At 44.3% G+C, this 11593-nt stretch carries 12 protein-coding genes; 3 read left to right on the top strand and 9 right to left on the bottom strand.

Features of this window, described 5'->3' with window-relative positions:
• Window positions 1-31 precede the first annotated feature (31 nt).
• From rimI to FKN93_RS06400, 4 genes are all read right to left on the bottom strand, one after another.
• Window positions 32-478: a ribosomal protein S18-alanine N-acetyltransferase gene (gene rimI / locus FKN93_RS06415; RefSeq protein WP_040903786.1), complete on the bottom strand. Its 447-nt coding sequence runs from the start codon at window positions 476-478 to the stop codon at window positions 32-34.
• Window positions 479-481: 3 nt separating this feature from the next.
• Window positions 482-883 carry a DNA polymerase III subunit psi gene (locus FKN93_RS06410; RefSeq protein ID WP_040903788.1) on the bottom strand — a complete coding sequence of 134 codons (402 nt, stop codon included), beginning with the start codon at window positions 881-883 and terminating at the stop codon, window positions 482-484.
• 85 nt (window positions 884-968) lie between these two features.
• Window positions 969-1490 carry an N-acetyltransferase gene (locus FKN93_RS06405; protein ID WP_170904714.1) on the bottom strand — a complete coding sequence of 174 codons (522 nt, stop codon included), beginning with the start codon at window positions 1488-1490 and terminating at the stop codon, window positions 969-971.
• Window positions 1474-2001, bottom strand: a complete 528-nt coding sequence (locus FKN93_RS06400) for an SCP2 domain-containing protein (protein ID WP_040903790.1) — start codon at window positions 1999-2001, stop codon at window positions 1474-1476. The genes FKN93_RS06405 and FKN93_RS06400 overlap by 17 nt, the downstream gene beginning before the upstream one ends.
• A gap of 206 nt (window positions 2002-2207) precedes the next feature.
• On the opposite strand from FKN93_RS06400, the gene FKN93_RS06395 reads away from it, so the two are divergent.
• The 3 genes from FKN93_RS06395 to FKN93_RS06385 all read left to right on the top strand — a co-directional run bounded on the left by FKN93_RS06395 (window position 2208) and on the right by FKN93_RS06385 (window position 6329).
• Complete coding sequence (locus FKN93_RS06395; protein WP_004394148.1) at window positions 2208-4250, top strand: bifunctional diguanylate cyclase/phosphodiesterase; 2043 nt, start codon at window positions 2208-2210, stop codon at window positions 4248-4250.
• Window positions 4251-4422: 172 nt separating this feature from the next.
• Window positions 4423-5436 carry a peptidase U32 family protein gene (locus FKN93_RS06390; RefSeq protein ID WP_004394149.1) on the top strand — a complete coding sequence of 338 codons (1014 nt, stop codon included), beginning with the start codon at window positions 4423-4425 and terminating at the stop codon, window positions 5434-5436.
• A gap of 14 nt (window positions 5437-5450) precedes the next feature.
• Window positions 5451-6329, top strand: a complete 879-nt coding sequence (locus FKN93_RS06385) for a U32 family peptidase (RefSeq protein ID WP_004394150.1) — start codon at window positions 5451-5453, stop codon at window positions 6327-6329.
• A gap of 50 nt (window positions 6330-6379) precedes the next feature.
• On the opposite strand, the gene nlpI is transcribed toward FKN93_RS06385, so the two are convergent.
• The 5 genes from nlpI to rbfA form a co-directional block, all read right to left on the bottom strand.
• Window positions 6380-7285 carry a lipoprotein NlpI gene (gene nlpI / locus FKN93_RS06380; protein WP_170904713.1) on the bottom strand — a complete coding sequence of 302 codons (906 nt, stop codon included), beginning with the start codon at window positions 7283-7285 and terminating at the stop codon, window positions 6380-6382.
• Between the two features lie 117 nt (window positions 7286-7402).
• Window positions 7403-9538, bottom strand: coding sequence for a polyribonucleotide nucleotidyltransferase (gene pnp / locus FKN93_RS06375; protein ID WP_004394153.1), 2136 nt, complete (start codon window positions 9536-9538; stop codon window positions 7403-7405).
• A gap of 284 nt (window positions 9539-9822) precedes the next feature.
• On the bottom strand, window positions 9823-10092 hold the full coding sequence (gene rpsO, locus FKN93_RS06370; protein ID WP_004394154.1) for a 30S ribosomal protein S15: 270 nt from the start codon (window positions 10090-10092) through the stop codon (window positions 9823-9825).
• A gap of 126 nt (window positions 10093-10218) precedes the next feature.
• On the bottom strand, window positions 10219-11157 hold the full coding sequence (gene truB, locus FKN93_RS06365) for a tRNA pseudouridine(55) synthase TruB (RefSeq protein ID WP_004394155.1): 939 nt from the start codon (window positions 11155-11157) through the stop codon (window positions 10219-10221).
• Complete coding sequence (rbfA, locus tag FKN93_RS06360; protein ID WP_004394156.1) at window positions 11157-11552, bottom strand: 30S ribosome-binding factor RbfA; 396 nt, start codon at window positions 11550-11552, stop codon at window positions 11157-11159. The genes truB and rbfA overlap by 1 nt, the downstream gene beginning before the upstream one ends.
• Window positions 11553-11593: the final 41 nt, after the last annotated feature.

The following is an 11593-nucleotide window of genomic DNA, read 5'->3' as shown; positions in this document are numbered from 1 at the left end:
CACAACGCTGAAGTATTAGTGAATGAAGAAATCAAAGGAAGAAATAACTCATGATGATCGCATCTTCTTTGCCATGCTCGGTCGGGTAATAATTAAAACGTCGATCAATCTCGTTAAAACCTGCATCTTGATACAACTGAAAAGCGCGTTGGTTACTCGCTCGCACTTCTAACCAAGCACTTTGTGCTTGCAAGCGCTCACCTTGCTGAATAAAGTCTTCAATCAATTGCTTACCGTAACCTTTACCCTGCTCACTTGGCGCAATCGCTAAGTTAAGTAAGGTAATTTCACCGACAACATGCTGCGCATAATAGTACCCCAATAGCTGATCGTTAAGTAACATAGCTCGATGGCATGCGCCACGGCTAGCTAAATCATTAATCATGCTCTGTGACCAAGGGTGAGAATGAGCCTGTTGTTCTATCGACCAAACTTGGCGTAAATGTTCAACAGAAAGGGGAACAAAATGGATACTCATTATTTATTGCGCTCCGTAGGCACAGATTTGTTGCCATAAATCTCGTCGATAATGCGTGTTGCCTTCAACCTCGCTTAACGCTGGCGTGTGTAATGCATTTGCCGTTGTGACGGCACTTGCTTGACAATCGACATACCATATCCATTGCAGATCATTGAGTTCCAATTGACAGAGTTGCTGAGGATAGACATGTCTGGCTTGTGATAAATTGAGATTAAAACTGTTTAATACTCGTTCCAACCAAACCAATTGTGAACCGGAAGGCAAAAGCGAGCTAACCAGTAATAATCGGCACTGTTTATCGAGAGACTCTATCGGGGGGGAGTAGCCAGCCAATCGCTGTGGATGAATAAGCTGCCACTCTTGAATACCCATCGCTTGTAAATAATGTTGCTGCTCAAACATAGTGTTCTACTTCACGAAATTTATCTGCATATGCTAACAAATATCGACCATCAAGCCTATAGCGGAAGTATTGAGAGCTATTCTGTTACTTATCTAAATGCTTAAAGGCATCGGTAAATTCAGGGCAATATTCAATGATACCTTGACGATCAATGAAGGCATCCTCCCATAAAGCGACCACTTGAAAAGCAGAGGCAAGCTCAGGCCATGGACAAGAAAAACCATGAGTCTGTGCTTCTTTAAACCCAAACCGTTGATAGTAATTAGGATCTCCTAACACCACACAAGCAGGATAACCAAGCTCACCGAGTGAACTTAACCCTTCATTCACCAGCAATGCACCGATGCCTTGCTGGCGATATTCTTTCGCCACGGCTAATGGTGCTAATCCTTGCCAGTTGAGATCCTCACCATTGAGTGTCACTGGACTAAACAGAGCGTAGCCGACAATCTCCCCTTGCTCGTCACAAGCCACTAATGACAGCGTTCGACGTCCATTCTCACGTAGTGATGTCACCAAATTAGCTTCACTATTGGTAGCGAATACCGCGCTTAATAATCGCTCAACAGCGAGAATATCCGCAGGAGCTTCAGTTCGAATAAGCATTCATTACCTCATTTTGTGTGTTTGGCATCTGCATGCCTTTATGCACAAAATCAGCCAACTGGTGAAGCAAAATTTGCAATACTGGAGGTAATTGTTCAAGATCCACACTATCCATCAAGTTTTTGACAGCCAATCCTAATTCGGTATCTCCTTCAATCGACAAACGTCTTTGGAAGAACAAGGTATCAGGATCCTCTTTACGACCAGCAATTAAAATAAAATCATTCAAATACCCACTAAAACTGACATCTTCTTGGCAAGGGCGATCGGCCACAATTAACTGCGGATGTTGATAGCTAATAAACCAACGTAATGCGAGATCATGTATTTCTATTTTAAGCCATTTTCCCTCAAGAAACTCAAAATCGCCATCAGCGAGCGCTTCTTGAAACACTAACTTCAGCCCCTCTAACAAGGCTGTTTTTTGTACTCGATGAGGCAATAAATGGACTGGAGATCGCAAAATTGATGGGGCGTTTTGTACGAGTTGACGACGAATCTTGTTTATCACGCGTATTATCCGTTACCTTAAGAGACTGAACGCCCATCATAATGGATGTTAAGGTCACAATACCTGTTATGCATCAAAAAATGGTTATCGATTAAGATGAGCAATGACGCTTTCCAGCGTATCAAATCAAGGTTATAGTTGATGGGTTTCTGATGAGTAATTCTTACCGTGAATAGCACATACTGTATAGCATTGGTCATATTTTGATGGCCGCTCAAGATTTATCCTATTGGTTTGGCCATCTTGCCGATTCTAGTCCGGCGTTTATGGCTATTTTAGATAACCAACATCACTATGTTTTAATCAATGAGCGTTATGCCGAACTAACCGGTTTAACTTGCTTTGAATTGATTGGTATGAATGATAGCGATACGTTCGGAGACGCTTTCTATCAGCAAGTAAAACCTTATTATATCAATGCCTTTGCTGGACAGGCACAAGAACTGACATTAACTCTCAATCATCCATCACGTAGCACGAGTCAATGGCACCTCAATATTACACCACTGATTCAGACGCCTCACCACCCTGATTATATTATTGTTCATGCCTTAGAGACCTCAGAACAACACCGGCTCTTACATTCACTGCAAGAATCTGAACTTAAGTTCAGCGCACTCAGTGCACTCCTTAATGAAGGGGTTTTCTTAATTGAAGATGATTGTATATTGGCCGCGAATCCTTCTGCAGCGCGCTTACTTGGCTTCGATGAAACACAGGATTTGCTGGGAGAAACGCTTTCATCATTATTTAGCGATGAAAGCAACCAAAGTGGTTTTAATCACACCTTAGTTCAACAGTTGCTGATCAATCCTATCCACTGTTTCACACATGCTGATTACGGCCCTCCTAAAAGAGTCCAGTTAAGCGCGGTCAGAACGCCACTGTTCGGTAGTCATGTACAGCTGGTGGTTATGGAAGATAAATCGACAATGACCCCTATTTCATCGTCTTATCCGGCCGATGAAGGGTATGTGGATTCGTTAAGTGGTGTCTATACGCGCACTGGTTTTATCAAACGCCTTGATCATCTTATTGAACAACATACGCCGTTGATCATGCTCTATCTCGACATTGATAACTTTAAAAATATTAATGATTCATTAGGACACCATATCGGCGATAACGTCATTAAAGAAGTGGCAATTCGTCTAAAACGCCTACTTCCGGCGCAAGCGATACTCGGTCATCTGGGTGGGGATGAATTTGCGCTTATTTTACCTTACCCAGAGCATCGCCACAGCGGTGAGATGCTCGCTGAACGGATCATCAACTTAATTAATCAACCTTTTGATTTGCATCACTTTAGTAAACGATTGGCCTGCTCTATTGGCAGCGTGCTTTACCCCGGTGATGGCCACAATGCTCGCGTTCTACTACAAAATGCCGATACTGCCATGTATGAAGCCAAAGAGCGTGGCCGTAACCGCTTAGTGCAGTTTGATAATCAAATGAACAAAGAAGCGCGCATGCGCTTGTGGCTGGAAATTGAGCTGCAAAAAGCCTTGCAACAAAATGGTTTGGAAGTCTGGTATCAACCCAAAGTCAACGCTCGTGATTTTAGTATTAATGGTGCTGAGGCATTGGTACGCTGGAAGCATCCGATTGAAGGGTACATCAGTCCTGGGGCTTTTATTCCGGTCGCAGAAAAAGCCGGGTTAATCGAACATTTGGGCCGAGTGGTGATCCGTGAAGTATTTACCACAGTCAAGCGTTGGGAGCAGCAAAACCTACTGCCAGGCAATGTCGCGATCAATATATCGCCTGAACAATTTGCCAACCCACAGTTGATCGATTATCTGACTAAGTTACTTCGCCAAACACAGTTAAATCCTCGTTATATTACCTTTGAATTAACCGAAAGCGCGATCATGAGTGGTAGTGAACATACTCTGCAAATGCTCAGTGCAATAAAAAAATTAGGCTTTAGCTTATCGATTGACGATTTTGGAACTGGCTATTCATCGCTAGCGTATTTAGCCCGTTTCCCGATCGACGAATTAAAAATTGATCGATCGTTTATCAGCGATATGGATAACTTACCCAAACAGATCACGGTGATCGAAAGCATTATTAAACTGGGTCAATCCCTCAATCTAACCGTGGTAGCAGAAGGCGTTGAAACTCAACAACAGGCGATACTGTTATCTAACCTTCATTGCCATACGATCCAAGGTTTTCATTTTTATCGTCCCCAACCTAAAGAAGAGGTTGAAGTACTTTTTTCCCAGCATCGCCGTAGCCACTAAAGCACTCCGTCCGGCTACTCTCGTCGCGATTGATGATCAATAATCCGAGAATTTTCTTCCCTTTGAATCACTTAAAATAGCCATTGATTGAGTGAAACCTGCCTTATATCAATTCCCTAACACAGAATAATTCCTACACTAACGCACATTTATCAAAAAACAGTAATGAGCAATGGAACTACTCTGCCCAGCGGGTAATTTACCCGCCCTAAAAACCGCCGTTGATTGTGGCGCAGACGCGGTCTATCTCGGATTTAAAGATGAGACCAATGCCCGGCACTTCGCAGGACTCAATTTCAGTGGTAACAAACTCGATAAAGCGATCCAATATGCCCATGACCGACATAAAAAAGTTCATGTCGCTTTAAACACTTTCGCTCATCCAGAGGGATTTCAGCGTTGGACGCAAGCCGTCGATAATGCAGCAAACTCTGGTGTTGATGCTTTGATCATCGCTGATATTGCCTTACTCGATTACGCGACACAACATTACCCGGATATGGAGCTGCACCTTTCGGTACAAGCTTCAGCGACGAATGTCAAAGCAATTGAGTACTACCAACAACAGTTTAATATTAAGCGAGTTGTGCTGCCTCGAGTACTCTCCATTCATCAAGTAAAGCAACTGTCTCGGACAATCCCTTCCGGTGTAGAGCTAGAAGTTTTCGCTTTTGGCAGTTTATGCATTATGTCCGAAGGTCGTTGTTATCTGTCTTCTTACCTAACCGGCGAGTCTCCCAATACGGTTGGCGCTTGCTCACCAGCCAAATATGTTCGCTGGCAAGAAACCGCTAATGGGCTTGAATCTCGCTTAAATAATGTTCTTATCGACCGCTATACGCATGGTGAAAATGCGGGCTACCCGACCCTGTGTAAAGGACGCTTTATCAGTGATATCGCCGGTCAATCTAAGCATTATCATGCACTTGAAGAGCCCACCAGTTTAAATACCTTGTCTATGTTACCTGAATTGTTTGCGGCTAACGTTGCCTCGGTCAAAATTGAAGGACGACAGCGCAGCCCTGCTTACGTTGAACAAGTGACGAAAACTTGGCGTGCAGCCATTGATAGCTATCTTGCTGCACCAGAGCGCTACCAAGTTCGAACGGAATGGGATAACTGCTTAGCGAATGTGTCGGAAGGAAGACAAACCACACTCGGTGCATACCATCGACAGTGGCAATGATAGGATAGAAAATCATGAAATACGCTTTAGGCCCATTACTGTATTTTTGGCCCAAAACAGACGTCGAATCGTTTTATCAACACGCTCTGTCTAGCTCAGCGGATATCGTTTATTTAGGCGAAACCGTCTGTTCGAAACGTCGCGAAATGAAAGCGGGCGATTGGTTTGATATTGCCAAGCAGCTCGCGGCAGCAGGAAAAGAAGTCGTCCTCTCGACCATGGCGCTCTTAGAAGCGCCCAGTGAAATCAATCTGATGAAGAAGTACATTGATAATGGTGAGTTTACTATTGAAGCGAATGACGTGGCAGCGATTCAGCTTGCTTATCAACAAGGCGTCCCGTTTGTCGTTGGTCCTGCTATCAATTGTTATAACGCTTATGTGCTCAAACGGTTTCTACAACAAGGTATGATTCGCTGGTGTATGCCCGTCGAGTTATCGCGTGAATGGTTAATCAATGTGTTGAATCAGTGTGATGATTTGAATATTCGTGGCAAATTTACCACCGAGGTGTTTGCGCATGGTTATTTACCACTCGCCTATTCGGCCCGTTGTTTCACCGCGCGCGCAGAAAACCTAGCCAAAGACGAGTGTCAAACCTGTTGTATTCGCTATCCGACCGGTATTCAGGTCACCAGTCAGGAGGGGCAAGCCGTCTTTAACCTCAATGGCATTCAAACTCAATCTGGCTATTGCTATAACTTAATCAATGAGCAAGCGGGCATGCAAGGATTCGTCGATGTCGTTCGTCTTAGTCCATTAGGGCAGGAGACTTTTTCACTTATCGATGCGTTTAAAGCCAATCAAAACGCCGAGCATCCTCAACGGTTAGACAACCATCAATGCAATGGTTATTGGCATCAATTACCAGGATTAGACGTTCATTATCAATAGTTCTCTGACGCCCAACTCATAAAAATTGGCTTGGGCGTCCGTAAATCGCGTTATTGTGCGACTCGCGCTTTGGCTAAATGAGCTTCTCGTAAATCATGATACATACGGCCTAATTCAATAAAGGCATAACGATGCTCAACATACTCATAGACATTAAAAGCAATCGCTAATTTATACAGCGAAATAGCCTGTGCAAAGTTATCTTCCATTTGATAACGTTTACCAAGATAGAAGTACGCCTCGGTGAGCTGCTGTGCCAATAAGGTATTATCACGGGTGGTGCTTAATAGCGCTTTAAACACCTGATCTTGTGGAATCTCATCCAGCATCACACCAACCAATACCCAGCCCCACTGTTCATCATGATCTTGATAGCGGTTCAATAAATCGTTCTTCGCTTGCTGTGGATTGACATCCGATTGAATAATGTAGAGCCACAAAGCGCGAAAAGGGTCGCTCGGGTCTTGCTGATAATGAGCTTGAATATCTTGTAACGCGAGCTCTGGACGGTCACCATAATACAGGGCGATAGCGCGGTTTCTAAGGGCATATTCGTTGCTTGGATCAAGTTCTAAAGTAGAGTCAAATGCTTCATAGGCAGCATCAAATTCACCTGCTTCGGTATAATAAACCCCAAGCAAATTAAAAATATCTGGCTGAGCCGGGTTTAAGGCCAATGACTGAGTAAAGTCTAATCGTGCTAGATCTCGCAGTCCGAGATTATCGTAGCCATTGCCACGTTCAAAAAACATTTTTGCTCGCAGTTCATCGTTCAAATCGGTACGCTGCAATAATTGGCTTAAACGAGCAATCTGCACTTCCTGCTGAATCGTGGATTGCAAGGGAATCGCCATCGGTGGATAAACCCAGTGCGTTGCTTGAGAACCACCTTTTACGGCGCATCCAGCCAATAACAAAATCATGACACTTACTAGAGCGCTTTGAAACCATTTCACAAATCAGTACTCCTGTGGTTCCCCTAATCAATAAAAAAGGGAGCGAATAGGCTCCCTTTATAACATGCTTTATCACGAAAAAGCGAAAACTGTTATTTCACTTCTGTCGTTAAGCGATTATTCTGCCGCAGGTGCAGTGTTTTCTGCACTGGCTTCTTCTGCTGGTTTCTCTACCGCTTCTTTCATGCTCAAACGAACACGACCTTGACGGTCTATCTCCAACACTTTTACTTGTACTTCTTGGCCTTCTGCAAGGACGTCTGACACTTTTTCAATACGCTTATCTGCGATTTGTGAAATATGTACTAGGCCATCTTTACCAGGAAGAATCGTTACAAAGGCACCAAAATCAGCAAGACGAGCAACTTTACCCGTATAAATCTTACCGACTTCGACTTCCGCGGTAATTTGCAGAATACGACGAATCGCTTCTTGCGCTTGATCACCGTCAGTGGCAGCAATTTTGATCGTACCGTCATCTTCGATTTCAATCGTCGTGCCCGTTTCTTCGGTCAACATACGAATCACTGCACCGCCTTTACCAATCACATCTTTGATCTTTTCAGAGCTGATCTTCATGGTATGGATACGAGGCGCAAATTCTGAAATATCATCACGGGCACCAGCAATTGCTTGATCCATAACTGAAAGAATGTGCAAACGAGCACCTTTCGCTTGGTTCAGAGCAATCTGCATGATCTCTTTAGTGATACCTTCGATCTTGATATCCATCTGTAGTGCAGTCACACCGTTTGAGGTACCTGCCACTTTAAAGTCCATATCACCAAGATGATCTTCATCACCTAAAATGTCAGAAAGAACAACGAAATTCTCGTCTTCTTTGACTAGGCCCATTGCGATACCAGCAACAGAAGCCTTAATAGGCACGCCAGCATCCATAAGAGCCAAAGATGAACCACATACTGAGGCCATTGATGATGAACCGTTTGATTCAGTGATCTCAGAAACAACACGTACCGTGTACGGGAATTCATCCGCAGAAGGCATTACCGCTGCGATACCGCGCTTAGCCAAACGACCATGACCAATTTCACGACGCTTAGGTGAACCAACAAAACCTGTCTCACCAACACAGTAAGGAGGGAAGTTGTAATGCAGCATGAAGTAATCTTTACGCTCACCCGTTAACTCATCGATAATTTGAGCATCACGCTGAGTGCCTAGTGTCGCCGTGACTAGTGCTTGCGTTTCACCACGAGTGAACAAAGAACTACCATGTGTACGTGGTAATACACCGGTACGTACATCCAAGGCACGGATCATGTCTTTTTCACGACCATCAATACGTTTTTCACCCGCAATGATGCGACCACGAACGACTTGTTTTTCAAGTGCGCCTAGCAGCTTCTTAATTTTCATTACATCTTGCGAATCATCTTCAGCCAAGATCGCCGCAATGACATCGGCTTTGATCGCCGCGACTTTCTCGTAACGCGCCATTTTTTCGATGATTTGGTACGCTTCGGTTAGACGAACTTCAGCTAGCTGAGCAATTTTCTCTTTTAATGCGGTATTTTCTTGTGGTGCAACCCAATCCCAAGATGGCGTAGCCACTTCAGCTGCAAATTCATTGATGGCATTAATGACCACTTGTTGTTGATCGTGACCATAAACCACCGCGGCTAGCATCTCTTCTTCGCTGAGGATGTCGGCTTCTGACTCAACCATCAACACCGCGCCTTCCGTACCTGCAACAACAAGGTCAAGACGTGATTGATCCAACTCTTTCGGGCTTGGGTTAAGTACCAATTGACCATTGATATGACCAACACGAGCAGCACCAATTGGACCATTAAATGGCATGCCAGAAATCGCTAACGCAGCAGAGGTACCAATCATGGTAACGATATCTGGTTGAACATTTGGGTTAACCGATACTACCGTGGCAATCACTTGTACTTCGTTAGTAAAAGCATCATGGAACAGAGGGCGAATAGGACGGTCGATAAGACGAGCGATTAACGTTTCACTTTCTGAAGGACGACCTTCACGCTTAAAGAAACCGCCAGGAATTTTACCCGCAGCGTAGGTACGCTCTTGGTAGTTAACCGTTAATGGGAAGAAATCTTGTCCTTCTACGGCGTCTTTTTTACCAACCACAGAAACAAAAACGGCGGTATCATCCATCGTCGCCATCACAGCGGCTGTCGCTTGGCGAGCCATTACACCGGTTTCTAACGTCACGGTATGATTACCGTATTGGAAAGTTTTCACTACTGGTTTTTCGAACATTAAGTTTTTCCTTTTCTAGGTGAGACCTAGATAAATTGAACAAGACTCAAAGCACTACCAATCGCGACTAGTAAAAAAAGACTCGCTGATCCTAATCTGTTTTTAATAGCCGCGACCTGCTGGTCGACTGGGGTGACTGTAATGCGATGAGAAATAATCGTGCCAACCATCAAAGTTGGACGGGATGTAGTATAAACTACTTAGCTAGGGATATGCCAAATTTAGATAACAAAAAAAGGGGCATTAGCCCCTTTTTTAAACAAACTGTACTATGCAGCCACTGATTAGCGACGTAGGCCTAGACGTTTGATAAGGTCTTGGTAGCGTCCTAGATCTTTACCTTTTAGGTAGTCTAGAAGTTTACGACGACTTGAAACCATACGTAGCAGACCACGACGGCTGTGGTGATCGCCTTTGTGCGTTTTGAAGTGACCTTGTAAGTGGTTGATAGAAGCAGTCAGTAGTGCTACTTGTACTTCTGGTGAACCAGTATCGCCTTCGGCACGTGCGTATTCAGCAACGATTGCTGCTTTAGTTTCTGCATTCAGAGACATTATTCTCTCCTAAAGAGTTAAGTTTATTATTGTGCCAGCCAATCTCTGATTCAGCCGACACGCGAGCGCGAATTATAGGGAATAACGCGCAGACACACAAGCGCAAACTCGCTTAGCCTGAGCGGATTATTGTGGATAAACCACTAAACGTTTCGGAGCGACTTTTCCATCTTGATCAATTTGCCCTACGCCAAGAAAACGCCGTTGTTCGCCTTCGGTCATTCTAACCAGACCTTCGGTGGGGGCTCCGAAAACTTGCACCGCTTGTCCATGTTGAACCATATGGGCAAGTTCAGCAATCAGGTTAACCTCTGGCAAATCTTGTACAGCCGTATCCATTGGCAGTAGCAATTCATCCAATCGCTGATACTTCTCACTCTCTTCGCCCTGTACTTCTTCAACCAAGGCATTCAATTGCTCTAAGGTCACCATGCTTTGATACGGGTAATTGGCGACTCCAATACGGCGCAACATGGTGACATGAGCACCACAACCGAGCATCTCACCTAAATCATCAACAATCGTTCGAATGTAAGTCCCTTTAGAACAGTGGACTTCCATCTCTACTTCATCGCCTTCAAAACGGTGTAAGGTGATCTCATAGACATTGATTTTTCGAGCTTCACGGGCCACTTCAATCCCTTGGCGCGCATACTCATAAAGTGGCTTACCTTGATGTTTTAAGGCAGAAAACATCGAAGGAACTTGCCAGGTTTGCCCCTGAAAAGAAGCAATATGAGTCAGCAGTGTTTCACGCTGTACATTGACCGGACGAGTTTCTACTACTTGACCATCAGAATCTGAGGTATCAGTGCGCTGACCTAGTTTAGCAATCACACGATAACGCTTATCAGAATCGAGTAAAAACTGAGAAAACTTGGTCGCCTCCCCCAAACAAATCGGTAACATCCCCGTCGCTAATGGATCAAGCGCACCGGTGTGTCCTGCTTTTTCAGCAAAATAGAGGCGTTTCACTTTCTGTAGTATATCGTTCGATGAGATGCCCGTGGTTTTATCGAGTAGTAAGACGCCGTTAATTGCACGGCCTTTACGACGTCGTGCCATTACTCTTCGTCCTCTCGACCTGCATCTTGTTGACGACGTTTATCTTGATTGACCACTTCAGTGACTAAGTTAGACATCCGCATCCCTTCGACAAGAGTATTGTCATAGTGGAAACGAATTTCTGGTGTTAGACGTAAGCGAATTCGCTTACCAAGCATCATACGAATGTGCACTTCGTGCTCACGCAGCGCTTTAATACAAGACTCTGGTGTTTGCTCTCCGATACAAAGAAAGGTCACAAACACTTTCGCATACGCTAAGTCTCGTGAGACTTCCACATCGGATATGGTAACCATTCCTAAACGTGAATCACGAACTTCACGCTGTAAAATCATCGCTAATTCTTTTTGTAATTGCTGAGCCACTCGCTGAGTTCGGCTAAATTCTTTTGGCATATTTTTTCTCACTAATAGAAAGAATGGGGGGATGGTTTCCC

The sequence above is a fragment of the Vibrio sp. A8-1 genome (genome assembly GCF_013048685.1).
Classification (GTDB): domain Bacteria; phylum Pseudomonadota; class Gammaproteobacteria; order Enterobacterales; family Vibrionaceae; genus Vibrio; species Vibrio metschnikovii.
The sequence above is the reverse complement of the archived record's forward strand: the minus strand, read 5'-3'. Positions and strand labels throughout refer to the sequence as shown.